Source organism: Bacillus cereus group sp. MYBKT111-2, from assembly GCF_051915205.1.
Classification (GTDB): domain Bacteria; phylum Bacillota; class Bacilli; order Bacillales; family Bacillaceae_G; genus Bacillus_A; species Bacillus_A paranthracis.
In genome coordinates, this window is record NZ_JBQAEG010000003.1 from 35,569 (window position 1) to 58,050 (window position 22,482).

The window sequence follows — 22,482 nt, forward strand, 5'->3', positions numbered from 1 at the left end:
TATTCCCTCTTTCTATGCCAAAAAGCCGAGTTCTTTCGAAATGCGATTCGCTGTCTCTTTCACCTTCGCGATAAAATATGAAATGTTACTTTCGCTGTACTCAATTGCTAATCCTGAAATACTAATGCCTGCTACAACCGTTCCATCATTTGCGAAAATAGGCGCTGCTATAGCTGCTGTATGATTTTCTAACTCCGAATAACTAATGGTATGTCCTTCCTTTTTCGCTATTTGTAACACTTCTAGCAATTGTTTTTTATCTACGATTGTTCCATCTGCAAACTGTTTTAAATTCGTTTCCTCTATGTATTTCCGTTTCTTTTCCTCAGAAAAGTACGATAGTAAAATTCTTGGACATGCACCAGCATAAAGTGGCGCCCTTCTTCCAACCGCCGTATACACGCGTACAGGCTGAACGCCTTCCATTTTTTCCACATAAATCGCGTCGTTACCATCTTGAATAATTAAATTAACTGCCTGCCCTAAACTATCTCTAAGCTCTTTCATATATGGAATCGCAATATTTCTTACTGATAGTCTTTGTGAAACAAGTTGACCGAACCGTAAAAAAACAACTCCTAGATGATATTTCCCCTTTTCGTTTTTTTGTAAAAACTCCATTTCTTCTAACGAGCCAATTAAACGATAAACAGATGTTTTCGGCATACTTGTAAGCTGAACCATCTCTGTTAAACTTAGCTCTTCATGCTCATAAAACAACTGTAAAATATCCATTGTCTTAACTGCCGTTTTATTTATACTCATTCTATCTCCTTCTTGTTCTGAATTCCGGAACTTAAATTCCATTTTATGAAACAAACATATAATTTAAAATTATAAAATATTCTTTCAATTCTATCAATATTTTTTTCAAGCACATACTCCGATATATTTGTCAGTCATTTAAAAAACGTAAATAATTAAATACATTTGTAAATTCATACATCAAACTATTACACTTTCAATACATTTCAATTATCATGATATTTGTAAAATAAAATATAAGGAGTGTTTCTTTTGAAAAAGCTGCTAATGATTCCTGCTATTATGCTATCTTTTTGTATAGGTTATAATGTGACATTTGCAACAAACGAGGATACTAAGCTACAACGTGCCATAACTAACGAAGATGTTGCCTTTTTCGGATCAACTACTTATCATTTCAACTATTTTAGTGGAGATAACTTAAGCGTTCTTGTACAAAATACAGGTGATTCTACTTTTAGTTATACTTTGTATAATGCTAAAGGTTCTTGGATGATTGACGGAACTTTAAAACCTGGGGAACAAGCGATAAGTGAATTCGATATTCACTGGACTGATTGGCTTCCTGACGGTGAATATAAAATTATTTTTAAAAATAGAGACGGCTCCCTTTCCACGGTACATGTTGCTACAAAACCGTTAAATTAAAAATTCCAATAAAAAAAGTATGGAAGAATATATATTCCCCCATACTTTTTCTTTATAGCGCTCTTACTTGTTTCAACGGCCAGAAAACAGCTTGTCCTTTTCCGACAATTTCATCTTCTGAAATAAATCCAAACATACGACCATCTTTAGAAACTTCACGATTATCACCTAATACAAACACTTGGCCTTCTGGCACTTTCGTTTTTCCTGTAATTTGTTCTAACGTAAAGTCTGGAGTTAATACACGACCTGCTGCTTTTTCTTTAAACTCTTTTAAATATGGTTCTTCCATCGCTTTTCCGTTTACATATAAAACATCATTTTTATACTCCACTGTATCGCCTGGTAAACCAATTACTCGTTTTACTAAATCGTATCCTTCTTTTCCGTGGAAGACGATAATATCAAAGCGTTCTAATCCACTTATACTATAACCAATCTTATTGACGAGAACTCGTTCGTTATTTTCTAAAGTCGGCATCATCGATTCGCCTTGTACTAATGACGGTGTAAATAAAACACCGCGAATAATTGCGATTAATACAAGGGTAAATCCTATCGTTTTCGCCCATGAGAATAATTCTTTCTTCGTATTTTCCTTCATCGTTTCTCCTCTTTCTTAATTGTTTATTGTATGATTTGAACTAATTCTTGTACGAAATTAGGATCAATTTCAGCAAAACATGATTTCCCTTCTCTTACAGCTGTACCGACATGAGCTTGCGAAATTCCAGTTTCATCTAGCAATCGTTTTATATTTTCTTTCGTCACACCAGCTCCAGCTACAAGCTGAATTTGACCATCGCTTACCTTTTGCATATCTGTAAGCACCGGAATATTCTCTACTATATTTCCTTGTCCACCTGAAGTTAAGACGTGAGTCACTTTATGAAACTTCTTTAACGTTCTCATTGCTTCTACTGGATTTTCCGTGTCGTCTATTGCACGATGATATGTGACATTTATCCCATCTACCACAGATAATAAATTCGCTAGTTTCTCTTCATCCACTTCATTCTTTTCATTTAATACACCTAATACAACACCAGCTACTCCTAATTTCTGAGCAACTACAATATCTTCTTTCATCATTTCAATTTCTTCTTCCGTATATGTAAAAGACTTCGCATGCGGACGAATCATAACGTGAATCGGTATATGTACTGCTTCTACCGCTTTTTTAATAAATGCATAACTCGGCGTTAAACCGCCTTCTGTATAAGATGAAATTAATTCAATTCGCTTCCCGCCAGCTCGTTCAATTCGTTTCACATCTTCTAAACATGTTGCAATAACCTCTAGCATGAGATAACCTCTTTTCGTGCTTTTTTCTTATTATACAGTAGGTGAAATAAGAAGCATAGCATTCTCCTATAAAACGATAAAAAGAAGAATGAAAAGAAAGATTTTTTCAATTGATAACGTGTATTGGTAATCTTATATTTTTCATATTCTACAAAAAAGGAGTAACCCCCTAGAACGCCTAACTAGGTGTCACTCCTTTTCATTTTACAAAAACACTAAATTTCTCCGCTATATTTAGTTATTTTTCTTTGTTACTTCATTATAATAATGGCTAAATGCTTCTACTAATGCGTCTACGGAAGCATACAGTTCTTCTGGAGTATTATCTACCCCTCCCATTTCAATAAGTAATGCATTTGGAGAAAGATCTTGATTATATACTCCATTCCCGCTTTTACGATCTTTAATAAAAATGCCTCGGCTTAAACCGTAATACTTCTCGTCTAAATATGAATTGATTGCTGTTACTATTTTTTTATTTTTTTCATAGTTAGGATTTTCTCGACCTAAAATAAAATAGAGTCGTGCATAATCCTTTCCATTAATCGTTTTCTTCGTAATATTTTTTCGTGCATCGTCCCTATGAAGATCAATGGGAAACATAATATTTTTATCTTGTGCTAATTTATCTTGTAATATTTGACGGGACCCTTTGTAAGATTGGGCCCAGTTTAAATTTTTATTTCGTAGAAAGTCCCTCATATTTGTCGTATCATGTGAAACGCCTATTCCTTTTTCTTCTAACTTTTGTTTTAAATAATTTCCAACAAACGTAATATTCACTTCATTATTTGTACTAGAGGCATCATCAGGTTTAGTAGCACCTGGAATGAGAGGAATAAACGACTCCCAACTATGTGTATGATAAATAAAAACTTTATTTTCACCGTTATTTTGTGTATTTGAATTGTTTTCTTTCTCACTCTTTGGGTGTTTAACAGCAGTACCTTTATCTTGAATATTCTCTAAAGGAATGCTGGATTCTTCAGGAATGTTCGTATAATCTGTTCCTTCCCCGGCAATTAATATTTCTGAATAAAATTGATTCATATTTGGAAGTTCTCGAGTTAATAAGCTCCGGAGGTCATTTACATTAATATTTGTAGAAAGTGAAAGTAAAAAAGATTCCAAAGACGCTCGTCCTTTTTCTTTATGAAATTCTTCGGCAAAATAACGATTTTCACTGCCTATCATATACATAAGGCCTTTCGTAGAATTCGTTCCTAATAATTGATTAATATAATAAGATTTAAATACGTTTGAATTACTAGAAATGAAGAATGAAGTGAGAATACATATAATTGTGAATAAAAGACATATCATTACATACTTTATATTAAATACTTTCAGTTTCACTTTATTCATTTTATATCTCCCTTCATTTACTATATTCTTACGCATAATTTTCAATGAATATGATTACTAATTTAATAGAATCGTCTCAACTACTATTTTTTCAGCTAATCTCTTTCCGTAAAGCAAGTGAGGTTAATTTGTCGTGCGCAAATATCACTAAAGATTTTTAAAAGAAATGAAATAACCTGAGTCTACATTTGTATAGACTCAGGTTATTTCATTTCTTTATTTTCCATGTCAATGCCTAATTCGTCTTTCAAGAACTTCATACCTTTTCTTGTAAGATGGACAGCCCGATTCTTATCCGTTTTTGTAATCCATTCCTGTTCAAAAAATAGTTTTGCTATTGCAGATCCTAACCAACCAGAAATATGGTAGCGTCGTTCACTCCAATCAAGACAAGGTTTTGCAAATATTCTTCTCTTTATATTTGCCGTTTCAATATTTATTCCAAAATTCAGAAACCATCGCTTACCTTGTTCCGTTACAATGTATTCTCCTTTCTCTAAAATGATAAATTCCTTATCTAATAATTTTTCGGTTATCTCTACACCGAGTCTACCTGCAAGATGATCGTAACAAGTTCGAGCATAACGAATTTGTTTTAGTTGATCTGATTGTTTTAAAGACCGAACTTGAACTGTTGGTGCGATTGTTCCTAACTTTTCAAGAACCTCTGCTACCTCTTGATTAGCAAGTCGATAGTAACGATGTCTACCATGTTGTTCAACTGTCAGTAGATTCCCCTCTACTAATTTAGAAAGATGAGAACTAATTGTTGGATGTGACACCTTTGCCATATAAGCTAATTCGCTAGCAGGTAGTGCTTGATTATTCATTAAACAATCTAAGATGATTGCTCTTGTAGGTTCAGCAATAAGTTTAGCTATATATGAGATATTCGGATATACATTCATATTTCGATGATACCCTAACTATTAAATTGATACAATTATTTTAAATTTAACAGTAAAGGAGAATGTATTATGAATGCAATTGATCTTAGTATATTAAATTTGAAAGAAACGAGAAGGCGCTCAGAAAAATTATGGAATTCTCTTCCCGATAATTTTCTTAATTGGAAGCCTGATCACGAGGCTATGTCCTTTGGTGAAATGATTCGTCACGTATGGACCTCAACTTTTTACTATCATATGATTTTAAAAAACAACGGCTCAATAAACGACATACATATCCCGTATGATGACGAGCCAATTACTTGTGTTAAAAAAGAAATTGAATTAGCACAATCATGTTTTGCCGATTTCATAGAATATGTTCAATCAATAAGCATAGCAGAGCTAGATGCAAGACTTATTGATCGAAGCGATGTTGGCTATCAACGATATTTAGGCGATATGCTATTACGAATTGCCTATCATGATGCGGTCCATGCAGGTCAATTTTTACAATATTTACGCATGGTAGATTTGGAAAGACCATTAATTTGGGATTAAATTTAGTAATTATTTATAAAGGTTCCAAATTGGCATTACGATAAGAATTTTTCAACAAGAAACAATCACAAAACCATGATAACCATTTATATTAAAAACCTACATCTCAACTTGGTACGTTCCTGCACATAAAAAGCACGTGTTCGATTACTAATCAAACACGTGCTTTCAAAACAACTATATTGTACATAAACAATAAAATTCAAGTTAAAAAAACTACGATCGAAACGCCGCATCCGCAAGCATAGACAGTGTTGCATCGTCCATCGGCGGATTGTGTAATCCTGCTCTTACGTTTAAATAGTAACGATGAAGCGGATTTTTTTCTGATAAACTTTTTGCTCCTACGATGCGCATTGATTTATCCACTATCGATATCGCCGCATTTGTTACGGCGTATTTCACTGCCGCTAATTCTGCTTGCAGTGACAGTTTATCTTCTGCCTCATCGTATTTTTTTGCAATTTGATATAAAAAGACGCGAGCTTGCATAAGCTCGAGTTCTAATTCTCCAACTAATCTTCTAACATTCGGTAATAAACTAATAGAATGGTTTAAACTATTTGGTTTGTATGATCCCGCAAACTGAACTGCATAATTTCTTGCTGATTGTGCAATTCCTAAATAACATGCTGGTATATGTAGCAACCAGCCAATACCCTTTTGTTTCACTTTCCCGCCTTTTACATCCGTAAAAAAGCGGTTGTCTATCTCTACATTTTGTAAGACAAGGTCGTGGCTAGCAGTCCCTCGCATTGCAACGCTATCCCACGTTTCTTCAATGGATACACCGATTGTATTTCTTGGAATGACAAACTCACCAACTTCTTCTTTGCCCTCCATACTTGCTGAAATAATAAAATAATCAAGTACTGGTGCCATCGTTGTAAAAGTTTTCCTTCCATTTATAACCCACTTCTCGCCTTGTTGAACCGCTATTGTTTCTGGTTTACCGCCACGCGTCGGGCTCCCTGTTTTCGGTTCTGTTGCTGCCCTATTAAAGAGCGCCCCATTTCGCACTTCTTCGCAAAACCATTTAAACATCTCATCATTCCAAGAGCGATTTTCCGCTAGTTCTTTCACAATGCCAAGATGCCAGCCAATCGATAATGCAGTAGCCCCGCAGCCTTCCGCAATTTTCTCTTGAAATAGAACGAAGTCATATAAAGAAATCGCACTACCACCAAATTCCTTCGGTAACGTTAATTTCGTATATCCGATATGTTTCAAATCATTTATATTTTCATACGGAAATGATCCTAATTCACTTAGTTGATGCTCCCTTTCCATGAACTTCGGAATCAATTTATTTATTTGTTCAATAATGAAAGATTGTTTTTCTGTTTCAACAAATGAGAGTGCCATACTATAATCTCCTTTATGTTCGATTCATAAACCGTTCATTTTGTCATTATGATTATATGAAGCTACCTCTCTATTGTTTCACTATTCCGATAAAAATACAATGTTTTTGACTAATAAGAAAAGTTCCTATTTAAAGATAGGTTCTTTTCTTATTAGTCTCCCTTCAATGCCTTTAATGGCAACGAGGTTACATATCCAATATACGAGAATAATTCTTTAAAGAAGAATGGTATTTCTGTATCTAACGTTTTATATGCTGATGTCGGCGTTGGTGAAGCATACGCTTCAATATTAATATGTTTTGCGATTCTCATTGCGCGTTTCATATGAAGTGGATCACTTACAATCGTGTATGTGCGTATGCCGTTCTCTATTCCAACTTCCTTCGCATTCTTTAAATTTTCTTCAGTGAAAAGGGATTTTGTTTCAATTAAAATATCTTCCTCTTTTACACCTTGTTTCATTGCATATACTCTTGCAGTACGCGCTTCCTCAAGTTCGGCCTCGAACTTTGTACCACCTGTAAAAATAATCTTTTTAATATTTCCGTTCTTATATAAAGAAATCGCATGATTAATTCTTTCTTTAAATACAGGAGATGGTTTTCCGTTCCATGAAGCTGCTCCTAGTACAATACCAGCATCCGTTTTTACGTCATCATTTGCTTTAAAACGATAACTCCAAATATCGTAAGCTGCATAACTTACATATAAAATAGCAGAACAAATCATTAGTAAAAATACTTGAAAGATTCGCCTTTTCTTACTCTTCTTATTTTCTTTCATTTGTAATTGCCTCCGTACATCATCCATACTTCTATAAAAAAACATTTATATCAAATCGTTTTGTTTGAGTTTATTTAAAAGAAGGAACTTTACTTGTTATTTATGTATAAAAGGGTTTTCATTTAAAATTGAGGATTATCAATTCATTTTCATTTGCGGTTTTCATTACATGTTTTAAATTCATAAGTTTATTACCATACAACTACATTGTAACGAATTTTTTCTCAGAAGGGAACGATGAAACAAAAGGAATTAAAATAAAGTAGCATTTTGTAAGAAAAAAGGTATATTTTTCATGCCTTACGAACAATATACCTTTCAAAACACGAATTATAGCTTTTCTTTATACAACTCTAATTTTTCTAACAATTGTTCTTTCACGTCTGGCCATTCACTTGAGATAATACTGTACACAACTGCATCTCTCACATAACCATTCGGTAATTTTCTTTCATTTCTAAGCACACCCTCTTTTACTGCGCCTAACCTTTCAATTGCTCGTTGTGCTTTTTCATTTCTTGCATCCGTCTTAATTTGTACCCTGAGCATATGGAGTTTTTCAAAAGCATACTGGAGAAGCATATACTTACACTCTGTATTTATACTCGTACGCTGGACACTTGGATGATACCACGTTTGTCCTAACTCGACTGTTTTATCTTCTACCGAAATATTATATAGACGTGTACTTCCTACAATCTTATTCGTCTGTTGATCCACTACAACGAAAGGTATTTGCGTACCTTTTCCATAACCTTGTATCGCTTTTTGAACATATTGCTGCATATCTTGCACACTATCCATTTTAGAGATTAAATACGCCCAAATTTCCCGATTTCCTTCTACAATCGAAAACAAAGTTTCGACATCATTACCATCCATTAACCGTAGCTTTGCTCTTTCGTGAATGATTTCCATTTGTAAGCCCCCTTTTTCTTACTATATCACAGAAATAAACATTTAATTATATAGATATTAAAACATTAATACTAACTTTTAAATGCACTTAAAATTCAAGTTTTAATACCTTCTTACATAATAATCCGTAAAAGCCTGTAACAAATACCGTGTCCATCCCATTATATCAAGCTACATTTATATTGATTTCATTTCATGTAAGGTTTTTCTTTTTCTAAAGGTCTAGTGTGCATTATTGAAAGATTTGCACACCAAAAACGCTATTATTTCTACAAAAAGATTATTTTTTCAATTTGGTAGTATGGATAATTCTGGATTACACCCAAAAAATACTATATAATAATAAAGTGAAAGTTTTACAGTTAATTCATATGGGGTAAATGGGGGGATATAAAAATGCTAGATCAAATTACTTGGGGAACGCCAGGCAGCTTATTATGCTTAGGATTCTTTTTTGCAGGATTAGGAATTTTCTTAAGAAGTATTACGTCATATTCGAAAAACAAATAAAACATCAAAACAGTGTACATTTTAAAGTATTTACTTGATAAAAACACTAAACAAAAGAATCCTTCCTTTTATAGAAGGATTCTTTTTTATACTTTTCCCCTTTTTAAAGTAACAAATAAGCAATCGGCGTAATGATAAGCAATGTTAATATCGTTCTTTGTACGTACAGAATAATAAGTTCTGATACTTTTAACGGAATATCTGTCGATAAAATACATGGGATGGATGCTGAGAAAAACAATATAGATGATACCGAAACAACCGCAATGACAAACTTTGTCACAAGTGGTGCACTAACTACTAATAATGATGGTAAAAACATTTCCGCAATACCGACGGATGCCGCTTTAGCAGCTAAGTCTGCTTCTGGCAGTTGTAAAGCCCATGTAAAAGGATAAAAAATATAGCTGACCCAATCAAATATTGGTGTGAACTTCGCTAAGACAATACCAATTAACCCTACAGACATAATAGATGGTAAAATTCCCATCGTCATGATAAAACCATCTTTTAAGTTCACTGCGATATTTTTTATAATACTCGGTGCAGTTTTTGATACTTCTAGCGCATCTTCCCAAGCACGCTCTAGCATTTTCTCCTTATAAACGGGCTCTGGGAACCCTTCTTCTGTTACATATGTATCTGGTTTTCTACTAAGGGGTGGAAGTCTTACGGTGATAGCAGTTACGATGAATGTTACAACGAGAGTCGTCCAAAAATAAACATTCCATAAATGCATAATGTCTAATGTTTTTGCGATGATGATCATAAATGTTGCGGATACTGTAGAAAATCCTGTAGCGATAATGGCCGCTTCTTTTGTCGTATATTTTCCTTCTTTATATACGCGATTCGTAATTAATAAAGCCAGTGAATAACTTCCCACAAAGGATGCAACCGCATCAATTGCTGATCGTCCAGGTGTTTTCCATAACGGCCTCATAATCGGACGGCAAAACGTACCGATAAATTCAAGTAATCCATACCCGACTAATAATGCTAAAAAAGCCGAACCAATCGGAACGAGTAAACTTACAGATATGACTAGTTTCTCATACAAAAACGGCCCAACATCTGGCGCAAAGAACCAAGCTGGCCCTACTTTCAAACAATATAATACACCGAAAACAACGCCAACCACTTTTAAAATAGAAAAGCAAATATCTACGATAGATGTATTCCATTTTTTCGTATAAAACGGATAAATTGCACCCATTACCATAACGAGTAGTGCGTAATAAGGTACGACGCTCGGAACCGAAGCTCTAATCCACGACACGATATGATCAATCATTATGGAAGAAGCGCCATTTATCGTAACTGGTACGAAAAACATAAACACCCCAACGAGACTAGCGAGTATAAACCGAAGAATGATGCTCTTCTCACTCCCTGTCTTAATTACATTCCTTTTTAATTCAATTTCACTCAAAATTCGACACCTCCTATTATCTAAATATTCTGTATAATAACGTTGTATTCCTTCTTTCCATTTCTAATATTTAATCATGTGAAAAAGCCTATTTTGAAATAGGCCTTTTCTACTACCCCTTATAATCATCCACAATCACTTGAATCACACGATATGATTCTTCTGCCACTATCTTATTACTAATCTTATTCGCATCATATATAATTAACGCCTTCCAAAGCGCCCATCCTCTCGCTCTATTCCACGTTTCTTCGTCTATTTGCAGTACTTCTTTAAATATCTTTCTACTACTTTTATCAAAAAACGTCCATGACATCGCTGCATCACAGGCCGGATCCCCTACTCCTAAAATACCAAAATCAATGACGGCACAAAACTTTCCGTCCTTAACGAGTAAGTTCCCTGGTGCAATATCTCCATGAACCCAAACTGGCTTACGCTCCCACGTTGACTGAAGTGCTAAAGCCCAAAGATGCTTTAATACTGTTTCATCAAAAACGTCCTTATTATTTTCGATAGCACCTCTCGCCTCTTCATCATATACAGATATAAGCCCACCTCGGTAAAAATTATGTGCTCCAGCTATTGGACCGTTACTCGCATCAATGGCTTGCAATTCCACTAAAAATGAACCTAAGTCCACCGCAAATTCATTTAGGTCACGAACATTTTGTTTCGTAACTGTTTCTCCCTCTATCCACTTATTAATAGACCACGGCCATGGATACACTTCAGATGGATTTCCTTTGGCAATTGGTATAGAAATAGGTATAGAAAGCTCCTTACTTAATAAAGGTAGCCACTTGTTTTCTTTCTCTACTTGCGGTGCATATGCCGCATCACTTGGCAATCTTACACTCATCTTATCACCTAGGTGAAATGTTCTGTTATCATGCCCACTACACTTTACAGGTTTCACCTCTAAATGTGCCCATTCAGGAAACTGTTCCCCTATTAACCTTTTAACTAAACCAGTATCAATTTGATTCATTCACTATCCCCTTTTCTTTTGAAACTTACTAAATCCATCTGTACTGCCAACATAATCAAAATCATTTTTCTTATAAAAATCATTCAACGTACAATTATGTCCAACGCAATCCAACTTCAAAAACTCTTTGTCATGTTGTACATTCTCTTCTATCCACTGTAAAATCCATTCTCCTATTCCGTTACCTTTATACTTTCGTTTTACCGCAAATCTATGAATATATAATGAATTAGAAACTTCCTCTTTACCAAAAATATATTCATCCCATTCATTTTGTTTAGGAGATACTGTAACTGTACCGATAATTTCATCTTCTTTCGTAACCACATATGTATATTTCTCTCTTATACCTTCTAATATTTCAGCCGTAGCTTCTCCTCCTAAAAGGTACTGCCACTGGTCCACTTCTTTATGTTGTAGCCATTGTGCTACTTCTTTTAATAGAGTAATAATGTTATCGCTTTCCTCTTCAGTAGCAGTTCGAATCTTATATTCTTTTGTTATTGTATTGCTCTTCATATTTTCATGTCTCCTTTCAAATTACTACTATACTGATAATCGCGTTCTACCGTCATTTTCGTCTGTCACGTATTCAACGTAAAAATCTTGATTCAGTGCGTTTTCATACATCAACTCAATCGCTTTTTGATCTTTAGCGTAAATTGTGACGTATGTACAATCCGCAACTAGTAAAACTAATTCACACTTGCTCTCTTTAAATTCTTCATATGTTTCAATATCTCCTAGTACTTCCTCTTTTGGATACGCTTTTAAATCTGCAAAAATAACATAATATATATTGTCTTTAAATAATTTTTTCAAATCTGATCCTTCCACCTTCTTAAGTTGCTGGGGATGGTGTGGCATTTAAAAATAAATAACTTTGGCAGATGGAGAGTGGACTTCTTGGATTAGATTGGGCAACTAAAATAGAGCTAATACTTTGCCAATTCCGTCCTCAACAGTGCAGTTCCTCTTAGGTCGTGTCTTTTACATTTACTCCCTCCATGAAGAACAGGGAAATATATTTTATCTGGGTAATATTGCTTTTTTTATTTTTATCTAGGTATAATTGGTAAGGTAATCAGAAAGGCGTTCAGCATGAAGTAATACCCTAACGCGCTTTTTCTGCATGGCATTAGAAATGACTCAAGATTCAACCTAAAGGGGCATAGGGAACATTACGAAAACTCATTGATGAAACTCATAAATAAGGACCAACTAGAACGTTATTTTTATCATTCTTGATTGTCACTTTGTTATTTATCGAGAATTAGTCTTAAACAATATTTTCATTTAAACAGTCCATTTATGTATTTTAAAATTAAATCTATTTTATTTTAAATTAGGAGGATAAAAGATGTTTATTCGAAATGCTAAAATAGAAGATAGAAAAATACTTAGTAATATTGCATATAAGTCTAAAGCACATTGGGGGTATTCCCCTGAGTTTTTGCATGCACTTAAAGAAGATTTGGAGGTAACTATAGAAGACATACAAAATAAGATAGTTTTTGTAGTAGAAGATAATTCTCAATTAGCTGCCTTCTATTGTTTATCTAAAGAAAAAAAGAAATTAGAATCACTATTTGTACATCCTAATTACATTGGTAACGGACTAGGTAATTTATTATGGAACGATATTATTGAAAAGGCGAGAGCGAATGGTATTACAAGTTTCACCTTAGATAGTGATCCTAATGCACTTCAATTTTATTTGAAGATGGGCGCTAAACAAATCGCCGAAATAGAATCCACTCTCTTCCCCAACCGTACATTTCCTTTGATGGAGTTTAAATTATAAAAATATAATATCCTTAAAGAGGATTTTGCCATATCGCTATCAATCTAAGATAAATTTGTATCCATATAATCAAAAAATGCTATTCTTTTTGTAGAAAAATACAGAAAGGATGGCGTTTTGTATCACTCTATCGATTCAAGATGAGTTTCATTTATTCGCTGAAGAATTATAGCGATATCTATCTCCAAGTATCCATTTATTTTTAAAGAATTCACTTCGACTTCACAAAATAATATAAAAACCATACCGCATGATTTTGTTCATCTGCAGCTATTCTCCGCAACAAGTCTTTCATAGATGCATCCGATGTTTCATCTGCAATTTCCAAATAAAAATCTACTGTCTTCTGCTCATCTTGTATAGCGAACTCTAATCCTTGTAAGTACGTATTCGGGCAGTCTTCCGTAATCTGTGGTTTCGGCTACCTACCAATTAAATTCGTATACATTTGTACAAAGTGATGAAAATGCCTTATTTCATCATTTCGGATTTCAAGAATTTGTTTTTGTTCCATTCCATTTGGAGCCATGGTTGCTAATTTCGCATAGCAGTTTATAGCGCTATACTCCCCGTTTATAGCTTTTTCAATATCATTAATCAACTTATCATTCTGCCTATACCAATCATAATCATTCAAATTATACATCGTATCCCCTCCATAATTTCGCTTAACATTTTATGCATTTTGAAATAGTCGGAGCATGTGTATATAACAGGACAACTGTAGATTTTAAATAAAGATTGATACAATGGTCTATTTTGCAAAGGAATTGCTTATTCATAAAGTGAAACTATAATCAGTGGGGGTCTTACTGCCCATTAAAGCGGGATAAAATATCACTATTTTTTTGTACACCGTTGCTATAAATCCGCATCACATCAGGTTTCCAACCAAATGTGATGCGAAGCTATTATGAATACAGTGACATAACTAGGAGGTTCCACTATGCCATCTTTATTTAAACCTATGGCCTTCCAACTGAAAACCGAAAGACTTGAGCTTAGCATGTGGGAGGAATCCGATTCAGTTTGGCTGAGCAAATTAATTGGCGAACGTGGTGTGGACATTCCAGCCGTTGATTCCGTTCGTAACCGGCTCATTGAGATGCGCAAGAAGGCTGACGAAAATGGTATTTCCCTTCTCACTATTCGTAGGCGAGGCGAAGGTGATTTCATCGGATACTGCGGCTTAATTATTGGTCGTTCCACACTTGAAGAGCCGGAGATTGCATACGAGTTGTTCCGCAGCGCTCACGGTAAAGGCTACGCAACTGAGGCAGCATCCGTTGTGCTAGACGCTGCGATTGCTACTGGGCGCCACAAACTTTGGTCGACTGTAGGCGCTTGGAATGTTGCTTCCCTCCGCGTGCTAGAAAAGATAGGTTTTAAGCAGCATCACAGTACGTGGGACGACGAGCGCGGTGAGATTATTTGGAACGTACGCGACCTTTAGAAATCTCGATACTATGGAAAGGACGAAAGGTCATTCACTTAAGCAAAAATCCATTTAAATTTCATCACAAAAACCGTTTCACTACTAGTGAAACGGCTTTTATTTTTAAGCATGTAATTCTGCTTTATGTTCCTTTACTGCACTACGCTTCAATGCCGTTGCTAATATAATAACCATACTTACTATCCCAATCCAAACGAGCACAGTAACAGATGTACTCCAGCTTAACCCTTTTCCGAAGAAGAATATTTCTCTAAGTCCTTCAATCATAAATCGCATCGGCAACCATGTATACACCCAGTCTTGGTAAAATGGAGACAACATTTCAGGCGCTAATGATAATAACGGTGCACCAAAGAATAGTAAGAGAGCAAATATACTGATTCCCTTTAGTCCGACTATTGAAAGTACCGCTGATATCATTAAGAAGAAACTAAACGATGTAATAGATAAAAACAGTGCCGTATCAGTGAAGTTTGAAATATTTAGTCCTACCATCCCATCCGCAATCCATGTAAGACCGAATCCAATTACAATTGTCGCAACTGCTCCAGCTACTATTTGTTTTATTTTTAATACCAAGTTTTCTTTTCTTGAACCTACCGGCATTTTACTAATCGCCATAAAAATAATCGCTGCACTCGCTAAACTTGCGATCCATAACGGCTGGAATAATGAAATTGGTGAGTTACCGTTCGCACTATTTTCCCCGACCTCATTTACATTTGTCACTTTCTTTGTAATAGGTGTTACTAATTTCGCAGCTTCGTCTGTTGTTAAAGTAGCCCCTTTTGCTTTCAATCCTTCTAATAGTTGTGTACGAACATTGTTGTTCATATTATCAACTAGCCCATTTAACATTTGCCCTGCCATAGTTGATGCTGCTGTATTCATTCCTTGATTTATAAATATTTCTACCTCTGGCGAAGATCGCTGTGGTGTTCGTAATGATGATTGTTTTGCGCTAAAGTCTTTCGGAATGACTAATGCTGCGTAATACTCTTGATTATTTAAGCCTTTTTGAACTGCTTCTTTATTGTTCACTTCTATCCACTTCACCGCAGGTTCTTCTTCTGATTTTGATGTCTTTTTCATATTATCAACAATTGTTTGCCCCATATTCATCTTCGGTTGATTCGGAATTTCTACTCCTTGATCCTCATTTACAATTGCGATTGGCAAGTTTTTCGGCTGAGGTTGAACGGTTGGAAATAACGTTAATGAAAAAATAAAAACAACAAGTAGGGCAATAACTGGTGATAATAATAAAAGTTTATTTTTAAACATTTTCTTTTCTCCTCCTATAATTTGATTTATAATAACCAACAACGTGTTGTTTATTTATATTTGAATTATATGTTCGAGTTGAACCTTATACAATAATCAAAAATCGTGAATGTGTCGGTTATAAGACACATTTTCTAAATGTGTTCAGTAAAATTAAGGAGGGACATGCTTTGCGCGATAGTAATTTAGATTTACGTGTTGTTCGTACGAAAACTGCCATACGAAATGCATTGGTGGAATTAATTGAGGACAAAGGTTTTGACGCCATTACAGTGAAAGATATTACAACGAAAGCAAACATTAATCGCGGTACTTTCTATACGCACTATCAAGATAAATTTGATTTAATGACAAAATGCCAAGAAGACATTATGTATGAGTTTTCTAACATTGCAAAAAAGAGATTCCCAGAAGTGATTGCGGATCTCGGATCGAATCCTTCTCCAACAATGCCATTTCTACTTATCACTTCTATTCTTGAATTTCTAAATGAAAATAGTGATTTTATGAAAGCTGTATTAAGCCCAAAAGGAGATTTATCTTTTCAAACAAAGTTGAAAGACTTTATGTGGAAAACATTATTTGAAGATACGAATGGTGCTCTCATTAATAAGGAAAATTTACTTGTTCCAAGCCAATATTTAGCTTCTTATATGGCATCTGCTCATATTGGTGTCATTCAGCAATGGTTAAATAGTGGCCAAAAAGAAACACCAGAGGAAATTGCTCGTATTTTATCAACAATCGCAGTTCATGGACCTTTTTATGCAGCTGGCTTAAAGAAGTGAGTTATTGCAAAATAAAAAGATCATCCACTATTTATAGCGGATGATCTTTTACTTCATTACAACACTTCAATATACCCTTCTGTTCCATGTACTCGTATTCGTTGCCCATCTTTTATTAATTTCGTAGCGTTCTCTACTCCAACGACTGCCGGTAATCCATATTCCCGTGCAATAACCGCCCCGTGAGTCATAAGTCCGCCGACTTCAGTGACTAGTCCTTTTATAGATACAAATAATGGCGTCCAGCCAGGGTCAGTAAAAGCTGTAACTAATATATCTCCCTCTTCTAAATTCGCTTCTTCCATGTTTAAAATAACGCGAGCTCTCCCCTCAACTACTCCAGAAGAAACAGGCAGACCTGCAATCGCGTCAGCTGGGAGGTTTTCTCGTTTATATTTACCTGTAATGATTTCTCCATCAGACGTCATTATACGAGGAGGCGTTAGTTTTTCATATAATTTATAATCATTTTTTTGTTTATGAATAAGCTCATAATTTAGTTTCTTCGTGCGAACAACTTCGTGAAGCTCTTCAAAAGTTAAATAGTATATATCATCAACTTCATGAATGACACCGCTCTGCACAAGTTGCTCAGCTTCTTTTAGTAACGCCTGCTTATATATGAAATAACGATTAATCATACCGTATTTCGGATATTCACGATAGCCGATAAAATTACGGATATTGCGAATCATTCGCTTCGTTTCTTCTACTTTTTGTTTTCCATCCGGCAATTGCTGCAATCGATCTACTAACTCTTCTTCTTTTTTCAAAGCTTCTTGCAGTCCTTCTTCAAATTTCCGTTTACTTGCACCATATTCAAAATCTCTTATATTATTTAAAATCATCGGGATAATGGTTGTTGGCTTCTCACTCCAGCGCGTTTTCGTAATGTCGATTTCTCCGCTACATCTCATTCCGTATTTATTTAGAAAAGCATCTATTGCCTCTCGAGCTTTTTCTCCGCCTTTAAACTGAACGAGTTCATCTAAAAAGCTATCATTTTCTACATGTTGTAAATACGCAATAACTTCTTCGTACGGCCGAATCACATCAGCAACTTCCATTAATGCTAAACCCATTTCCGACGTAATATTATTTTGCACCGATTGAGAAAGGGTGTCCGCTGCATTCTTTTCGCCCAGCCATTGCTCCATTTTTTCATTGATCCATGTTGAAGCATTCATACCTGCCATAATAACTGCTATACTTTGCGGATTAAACAATACTTTCTTTAATTGCTGAATATCTTCCAAAATAAAATCAAGTACGTCCACTCCTGATTTCAGTTGCATAGTTTCTTTTAACTCTTCAAGTGATGCTTCACTATTCTTTATTAATTCCGTAACGATTGCTGGATCATTTTCGATTTCTGGTCGCGAACTTACTGGTGGCTTACTTTTACTAGCACTCTTTTCCGTTTCTTCATCCGGTAACAATGTAATAAAATTATCTCGCTCGACTACAGTCGTTAATGCATCTCTTATGAGCGGATCTGATTTTCCTAACGTATTTATTAAGTAATCTCTGCTAGCAAGTGATGCTAATTGTTGCGTAGCATCCACAAACAGCCTTCCGCCCGCTTTACGCATTGGGGCACTTGTCGTTAACAGAAAAAAAGATAACCCTAATGGTTTCATCGCATCGGTCATCATTTGTTGGTGACCAACTGATATATATACATGATTTTCCCCATCATTTTCTTCCGGAATTGGATATAAAGTCGTTATTGGCCTGCTTTGAACAATATAAAATGTATTACGGGCTAAACACCATTCAATATCTTGCGGACAGCCAAAATAAGCTTCTATCTGTCTTCCGATCTGTTCTAGTTGTAATATTTGTCGTTCAGACAATGTTTGAATCTTTTGCTGAGCCGGATCAATCTGTTTCGTCTCTGTTCCGCCCTCTTTTACAGCATAAATAGCTAATTTTTTAGTTGAAATCACCTTATCGACGATTTTCCCCTCTTTTACTTTATAATTATCAGCAGAGACCAGTCCTGATACTAACGCCTCACCAAGTCCAAAACTGGCATCAATTGATAGCACCTTTCGGTTAGAAGTAACCGGATCAGCCGTAAATAAAATTCCCGAAGCCTGCGGGAAAACCATTTTTTGAACGACTACACATATAGAAACTTGATTATGTTCAAAACCATTTTGCATACGGTACATGACTGCTCGCTCTGTAAATAAAGACGCCCAGCACTTTCTTACATGCTGTAAAATCGCATCTTTTCCGATAATATTTAAATACGTATCTTGTTGACCTGCAAACGAGGCATACGGTAAATCTTCAGCCGTAGCACTAGAACGCACGGCATACGCATGTTCATTTCCAAAACGTGAGAGATAATGAGCTACCGCTTCCACTACATCAGAAGGGATTTGTACTGCCATAATGACTTCTCTAATTTCCTTACTCATTTCACCAATTTGAGCTCGGTCTTCAAGCTTCAACTTGGTCAGCTGCTGCAACAAAGTTTGAAGCTCTTCATTTTGCTCGATAGCTTTTTCATATCCTACCGTTGTCACACAAAATCCTTCTGGCACCTGTATACCTTGAATATTTGTTAACTCCCCTAAATTCAAACCTTTTCCACCGACAAGTGAAAGCTGTGTTTTTTCTATTTCCTGAAAATCGAGAACGAAAGAACTCATATAACATCTCTCCTTACTATGCATGTGTTCTTGATTGTAGCAGGAGTAAATGAGAAGAAACAGTCTATTTCGAATTTGATTTACATGATATAATTAAGTTAGGAAGAGATTAAATAATGCCCTAGTTGCATAATGAAGCAACTAAAGCTTCTTATTTCCTCTCAATTTTAAATTACAATTTGTTCACAACTAACTTCAATGTATTTCTTTTTTCCCCTTTTATTATAGAAACGCCATGAATTATCACACAATTCTTATCTCAACAAATGGTACATAACTCAAAATACGCCTTAGTTTAACCTCCTGTGAGCTTTTTCACAGGAGGTTTTATACATACATATATTATTTATAATTAACTCGTTCTCCTATTTTTCAAAAGCATATTTTGTGTCATAATAACGCTTTTTAGAATTTATATATACCTTCTAATTTTTCTAAAAAGGGATGATTGTATTGGAAATGAAAAAGCTTCAAGGAATGTATGATGATGTTATTAGTTTAGGGGAAAATTGTTATACTACTATTCATCTAAAAAAATATAAGCTGCGGAAATATTCAGGTCCTCTAGATTGGTTTGTATCACCGAATCTTTCTTCTATCAACACATTATTGAAAAATAATTTCATAGACTTTATGGATTTAAAAAACATGCAAGCAATGCCGGAGCAAAATATTGTGTTTAATGATGGCGTGATACAACCTGTTTTTTCTCATATTATAAAAGATACAAAATATAACGTAACATCTTATCATGATTTCCCTGTTATTCCGAATGAAGATTGGTTCATCACATACCATGATTTCAAACAAAAATTAGATCAAAGAATTGATAACCTTTACGAAAGAATGCATAATTCACAATCCATTTTATTTGTTAGATGGGGCGGAAGCTTGACTGAAGCGCTTGAATTACAAACCGTTTTATCAAATATTGTTAAAAATAATTTTAAGATCCTTTTACTCTATCCAACAGGACTTGAAAATGAAATAAACAAATTAGAATGGGCGCTTGATCATGTTTTTCCCGTTCAAGTTTCAAGTAATTATCAAAATAAAAGAACTTGGTATGTCCTCTTAAAAGATATACACTTAAACTCAAAAAAATAATATAAACTACGACTTTAAAATCAATATTCTTTGTTTACATTTTATATAAATTGACATATCTCCCCCTTAATTCTAAGACTAAGTTATTGTTTTTTGTAATCCCCCACTCATTCTTTTTTCAAATGCTCCAAAATGGATTTTCAAAATTAGGGAACTATAATTTCATATTGGAATAAATTAAGGGGGAGAAAAATTGGACAATGAAATGAATTATGGAAGTGATTTCAAGTTTATTCCGGCAACTTCAATTAAAAGTGGTCACGGCATTGAAGTATTGCCTGATTTATTTTCTTATACAATTCAAATCGTCAACATTTGTTTTGTTGGACATCCGCATACCAATGATTTTATTTTAGTTGATGCTGGAATGCCTAAATGTGCAAATGAAATTATCTCTGTCACTGAGAAGCGATTTGGTACAAACAGCCGCCCAAAAGCAATTATTTTAACTCATGGGCATTTTGATCATGTTGGGGGAATAATTGAACTTATCAAGTATTGGGATGTTCCAGTCTATGCCCATCAATTGGAAATACCTTTCCTGACTGGACTACAAAGCTATCCTGAACCAGATCCAACAGTTGAAGGTGGTATGGTAGCGAAAATGTCACCTCTGTTCCCTAATGAACCGATTGATTTAGGAAATAACGTAAAAGTACTACCTGCAGATGGAACTGTTCCTCATATGCCAGAGTTTAGATGGGTGCATACACCAGGACACACTCCAGGTCATATTTCATTATTCCGAGAAAAAGACCGAACATTAATTGCAGGGGACGCTTTTGTTACAGTGAAACAGGAATATCTATATAAGGTAATTACTCAAGAACAGGAAATAAGCGGTCCGCCTCGTTATTTAACAACAGACTGGAACGCTGCTAAAGAATCCATTATTAAATTAGAAAAATTAAAGCCTCTAGTCACTGTTACTGGACACGGAATACCAATGTCAGGTGAATTGCTATCAACAAGCCTTAAAACACTCGTTCAAGAATTTGATAAAATTGCTGTACCTGATTACGGAAAATATGTAGATAAAAAGATACATTAAGCACAAGAAACTTTGGTTTTTATATTAAAGAATTAAAACGGAAAAAATTATTAAGTTTAGTAAAAAAATACTGTACTTAGGCAACATCTCGATTATAAGAGTGGAACGCCCCTTTGTGAATAAAGCTCGATATTCCGCAAATACTATCCATAGTATAAGCCTGCTTCTTACCCAGCTTGTACCTCTTCCCATTAAAGAGTGATTAAAACGGGTTACGCTATATAAAAGCATAACCCGTTTTTAATGAAATATTTTATTCCATATACGTTTAGACAATGGAGGAAAATAATGAAACATATTGTTGCTTTATTAATTAAATACACAGCGATAACTGCAGTATTACTTATCGTACTTGGTATCTTTCAAGGTATTTCCATTCCTAGAGTATTGCTTATTTCTCTCTTCCTAACAGGAGTTGCCTATTTAATTGGCGATCTTTTCATTTTACCTAAATACGGAAATATGATTGCTACAATGGCAGATTTTGGCTTAACCTTCTTCGGAATTTGGCTTTTAACATCTTTATTTACTAATTTAGATACTACTCGTAATATTGGATTTTCTTCATTTATAGCCACATTAATTATTGGCGGAATAGAGATTTTCTTCCACATTTATATGAAGAGGTTAGTACTGCGTAACAACGATGAATTAAGAAATCACAATCATATTCACCATGATAAATACGCTATGGAAATGTCAGATGAATATATGGATTCTTCCACAATAAATAAATCCAAGCTTGAGGATACATCAAAAAAATAAAAAAGTGGCCAACGCCACTTTTTTATTTTTGT

At 34.8% G+C, this 22,482-nt stretch carries 21 protein-coding genes and 2 pseudogenes; 8 read left to right on the forward strand and 15 right to left on the reverse strand.

The features are described 5' to 3' along the window. Window positions 1-12: 12 nt before the first annotated feature. Window positions 13-765, reverse strand: a complete 753-nt coding sequence (locus ACTFNE_RS08975) for an IclR family transcriptional regulator (RefSeq protein ID WP_270705896.1) — start codon at window positions 763-765, stop codon at window positions 13-15. A 252-nt stretch (window positions 766-1,017) separates the two neighbouring features. Between ACTFNE_RS08975 and ACTFNE_RS08980 the strand changes: the two genes are divergently transcribed. Continuing rightward, window positions 1,018-1,413 (forward strand): hypothetical protein, encoded by a 396-nt coding sequence (locus ACTFNE_RS08980; protein ID WP_046199440.1) that lies wholly within the window; start codon window positions 1,018-1,020, stop codon window positions 1,411-1,413. Between the two features lie 52 nt (window positions 1,414-1,465). Here the strand turns inward: ACTFNE_RS08980 and lepB are convergent, their stop codons facing one another. The 4 genes from lepB to ACTFNE_RS09000 all read right to left on the reverse strand — a co-directional run bounded on the left by lepB (window position 1,466) and on the right by ACTFNE_RS09000 (window position 4,991). Further along, on the reverse strand, window positions 1,466-2,017 hold the full coding sequence (lepB, locus tag ACTFNE_RS08985; RefSeq protein WP_000662493.1) for a signal peptidase I: 552 nt from the start codon (window positions 2,015-2,017) through the stop codon (window positions 1,466-1,468). A gap of 23 nt (window positions 2,018-2,040) precedes the next feature. Further along, window positions 2,041-2,718, reverse strand: a complete 678-nt coding sequence (locus ACTFNE_RS08990) for a copper homeostasis protein CutC (RefSeq protein WP_109629772.1) — start codon at window positions 2,716-2,718, stop codon at window positions 2,041-2,043. Window positions 2,719-2,952: 234 nt separating this feature from the next. Further along, window positions 2,953-4,083: a stage II sporulation protein P gene (spoIIP, locus tag ACTFNE_RS08995; RefSeq protein ID WP_001045276.1), complete on the reverse strand. Its 1,131-nt coding sequence runs from the start codon at window positions 4,081-4,083 to the stop codon at window positions 2,953-2,955. A gap of 203 nt (window positions 4,084-4,286) precedes the next feature. Further along, window positions 4,287-4,991 (reverse strand): ArsR/SmtB family transcription factor, encoded by a 705-nt coding sequence (locus ACTFNE_RS09000; RefSeq protein WP_046199438.1) that lies wholly within the window; start codon window positions 4,989-4,991, stop codon window positions 4,287-4,289. Window positions 4,992-5,060: 69 nt separating this feature from the next. Here ACTFNE_RS09000 and ACTFNE_RS09005 point away from each other — a divergent pair, with 69 nt between their 5' ends. Continuing rightward, window positions 5,061-5,531, forward strand: a complete 471-nt coding sequence (locus ACTFNE_RS09005) for a DinB family protein (protein ID WP_000991268.1) — start codon at window positions 5,061-5,063, stop codon at window positions 5,529-5,531. A 216-nt stretch (window positions 5,532-5,747) separates the two neighbouring features. On the opposite strand, the gene ACTFNE_RS09010 is transcribed toward ACTFNE_RS09005, so the two are convergent. The 7 genes and pseudogenes from ACTFNE_RS09010 to ACTFNE_RS09040 all read right to left on the reverse strand — a co-directional run. After that, entirely contained in the window at window positions 5,748-6,896 is a 1,149-nt protein-coding gene (locus tag ACTFNE_RS09010; RefSeq protein WP_046199437.1) for an acyl-CoA dehydrogenase family protein, read from the reverse strand. A 152-nt stretch (window positions 6,897-7,048) separates the two neighbouring features. Next, the gene (locus ACTFNE_RS09015) at window positions 7,049-7,681 is read right to left on the reverse strand and encodes a YdcF family protein (RefSeq protein ID WP_046199436.1); all 633 of its coding nucleotides are present in this window, start codon (window positions 7,679-7,681) and stop codon (window positions 7,049-7,051) included. A 330-nt stretch (window positions 7,682-8,011) separates the two neighbouring features. Then, window positions 8,012-8,599, reverse strand: coding sequence for a GNAT family N-acetyltransferase (locus ACTFNE_RS09020; protein ID WP_000402574.1), 588 nt, complete (start codon window positions 8,597-8,599; stop codon window positions 8,012-8,014). Between the two features lie 613 nt (window positions 8,600-9,212). Beyond that, entirely contained in the window at window positions 9,213-10,541 is a 1,329-nt protein-coding gene (locus ACTFNE_RS09025) for a YjiH family protein (RefSeq protein WP_046199435.1), read from the reverse strand. 112 nt (window positions 10,542-10,653) lie between these two features. Beyond that, entirely contained in the window at window positions 10,654-11,532 is an 879-nt protein-coding gene (locus tag ACTFNE_RS09030) for an aminoglycoside phosphotransferase family protein (RefSeq protein ID WP_046199434.1), read from the reverse strand. Window positions 11,533-11,535: 3 nt separating this feature from the next. Further along, window positions 11,536-12,051, reverse strand: a complete 516-nt coding sequence (locus ACTFNE_RS09035) for a GNAT family N-acetyltransferase (RefSeq protein WP_046199433.1) — start codon at window positions 12,049-12,051, stop codon at window positions 11,536-11,538. Window positions 12,052-12,078: 27 nt separating this feature from the next. Next, a pseudogene (locus tag ACTFNE_RS09040) lies at window positions 12,079-12,387 on the reverse strand (DUF2691 family protein); the annotation flags it as partial. A 505-nt stretch (window positions 12,388-12,892) separates the two neighbouring features. Here ACTFNE_RS09040 and ACTFNE_RS09045 point away from each other — a divergent pair. Then, entirely contained in the window at window positions 12,893-13,336 is a 444-nt protein-coding gene (locus ACTFNE_RS09045) for a GNAT family N-acetyltransferase (protein ID WP_046199432.1), read from the forward strand. Between the two features lie 211 nt (window positions 13,337-13,547). Here the strand turns inward: ACTFNE_RS09045 and ACTFNE_RS09050 are convergent. After that, a pseudogene (locus ACTFNE_RS09050) lies at window positions 13,548-13,982 on the reverse strand (ferritin-like domain-containing protein). Window positions 13,983-14,282: 300 nt separating this feature from the next. Here ACTFNE_RS09050 and ACTFNE_RS09055 point away from each other — a divergent pair. Next, window positions 14,283-14,789 carry a GNAT family N-acetyltransferase gene (locus tag ACTFNE_RS09055; protein ID WP_270705903.1) on the forward strand — a complete coding sequence of 169 codons (507 nt, stop codon included), beginning with the start codon at window positions 14,283-14,285 and terminating at the stop codon, window positions 14,787-14,789. 105 nt (window positions 14,790-14,894) lie between these two features. On the opposite strand, the gene ACTFNE_RS09060 is transcribed toward ACTFNE_RS09055, so the two are convergent. Further along, complete coding sequence (locus tag ACTFNE_RS09060) at window positions 14,895-16,115, reverse strand: YhgE/Pip domain-containing protein (RefSeq protein WP_141108646.1); 1,221 nt, start codon at window positions 16,113-16,115, stop codon at window positions 14,895-14,897. Window positions 16,116-16,246: 131 nt separating this feature from the next. On the opposite strand from ACTFNE_RS09060, the gene ACTFNE_RS09065 reads away from it, so the two are divergent. After that, window positions 16,247-16,864 carry a TetR/AcrR family transcriptional regulator gene (locus ACTFNE_RS09065; RefSeq protein WP_001205688.1) on the forward strand — a complete coding sequence of 206 codons (618 nt, stop codon included), beginning with the start codon at window positions 16,247-16,249 and terminating at the stop codon, window positions 16,862-16,864. A gap of 56 nt (window positions 16,865-16,920) precedes the next feature. Here the strand turns inward: ACTFNE_RS09065 and ppsA are convergent, their stop codons facing one another. Next, window positions 16,921-19,527 (reverse strand): phosphoenolpyruvate synthase, encoded by a 2,607-nt coding sequence (gene ppsA / locus ACTFNE_RS09070; RefSeq protein WP_270705907.1) that lies wholly within the window; start codon window positions 19,525-19,527, stop codon window positions 16,921-16,923. A gap of 444 nt (window positions 19,528-19,971) precedes the next feature. Here ppsA and ACTFNE_RS09075 point away from each other — a divergent pair, with 444 nt between their 5' ends. The 3 genes from ACTFNE_RS09075 to ACTFNE_RS09085 all read left to right on the forward strand — a co-directional run bounded on the left by ACTFNE_RS09075 (window position 19,972) and on the right by ACTFNE_RS09085 (window position 22,450). Continuing rightward, window positions 19,972-20,634 carry a DUF1796 family putative cysteine peptidase gene (locus ACTFNE_RS09075; RefSeq protein WP_046199428.1) on the forward strand — a complete coding sequence of 221 codons (663 nt, stop codon included), beginning with the start codon at window positions 19,972-19,974 and terminating at the stop codon, window positions 20,632-20,634. A 193-nt stretch (window positions 20,635-20,827) separates the two neighbouring features. Beyond that, entirely contained in the window at window positions 20,828-21,685 is an 858-nt protein-coding gene (locus tag ACTFNE_RS09080; RefSeq protein WP_270705910.1) for an MBL fold metallo-hydrolase, read from the forward strand. A gap of 288 nt (window positions 21,686-21,973) precedes the next feature. Beyond that, entirely contained in the window at window positions 21,974-22,450 is a 477-nt protein-coding gene (locus ACTFNE_RS09085; RefSeq protein ID WP_046199426.1) for a YndM family protein, read from the forward strand. The last annotated feature ends 32 nt before the right edge of the window (window positions 22,451-22,482 follow it).

What these genes read in the sequence shown, in the direction of transcription:
- ACTFNE_RS09075 (WP_046199428.1), top strand. Translation starts at nt 19,972, where the DNA reads ATGATTGTATTGGAAATGAAAAAGCTTCAAGGAATGTATGATGATGTT.
- ACTFNE_RS08975 (WP_270705896.1), bottom strand. Translation starts at nt 765, where the DNA reads ATGAGTATAAATAAAACGGCAGTTAAGACAATGGATATTTTACAGTTG.
- ACTFNE_RS08990 (WP_109629772.1), bottom strand. Translation starts at nt 2,718, where the DNA reads ATGCTAGAGGTTATTGCAACATGTTTAGAAGATGTGAAACGAATTGAA.
- ACTFNE_RS09055 (WP_270705903.1), top strand. Translation starts at nt 14,283, where the DNA reads ATGCCATCTTTATTTAAACCTATGGCCTTCCAACTGAAAACCGAAAGA.
- ACTFNE_RS09005 (WP_000991268.1), top strand. Translation starts at nt 5,061, where the DNA reads ATGAATGCAATTGATCTTAGTATATTAAATTTGAAAGAAACGAGAAGG.
- ACTFNE_RS09000 (WP_046199438.1), bottom strand. Translation starts at nt 4,991, where the DNA reads ATGAATGTATATCCGAATATCTCATATATAGCTAAACTTATTGCTGAA.
- ACTFNE_RS09020 (WP_000402574.1), bottom strand. Translation starts at nt 8,599, where the DNA reads ATGGAAATCATTCACGAAAGAGCAAAGCTACGGTTAATGGATGGTAAT.
- ppsA (WP_270705907.1), bottom strand. Translation starts at nt 19,527, where the DNA reads ATGAGTTCTTTCGTTCTCGATTTTCAGGAAATAGAAAAAACACAGCTT.
- ACTFNE_RS09010 (WP_046199437.1), bottom strand. Translation starts at nt 6,896, where the DNA reads ATGGCACTCTCATTTGTTGAAACAGAAAAACAATCTTTCATTATTGAA.
- ACTFNE_RS09085 (WP_046199426.1), top strand. Translation starts at nt 21,974, where the DNA reads ATGAAACATATTGTTGCTTTATTAATTAAATACACAGCGATAACTGCA.
- ACTFNE_RS09030 (WP_046199434.1), bottom strand. Translation starts at nt 11,532, where the DNA reads ATGAATCAAATTGATACTGGTTTAGTTAAAAGGTTAATAGGGGAACAG.
- spoIIP (WP_001045276.1), bottom strand. Translation starts at nt 4,083, where the DNA reads ATGAATAAAGTGAAACTGAAAGTATTTAATATAAAGTATGTAATGATA.
- ACTFNE_RS09015 (WP_046199436.1), bottom strand. Translation starts at nt 7,681, where the DNA reads ATGAAAGAAAATAAGAAGAGTAAGAAAAGGCGAATCTTTCAAGTATTT.
- ACTFNE_RS09035 (WP_046199433.1), bottom strand. Translation starts at nt 12,051, where the DNA reads ATGAAGAGCAATACAATAACAAAAGAATATAAGATTCGAACTGCTACT.
- lepB (WP_000662493.1), bottom strand. Translation starts at nt 2,017, where the DNA reads ATGAAGGAAAATACGAAGAAAGAATTATTCTCATGGGCGAAAACGATA.
- ACTFNE_RS09045 (WP_046199432.1), top strand. Translation starts at nt 12,893, where the DNA reads ATGTTTATTCGAAATGCTAAAATAGAAGATAGAAAAATACTTAGTAAT.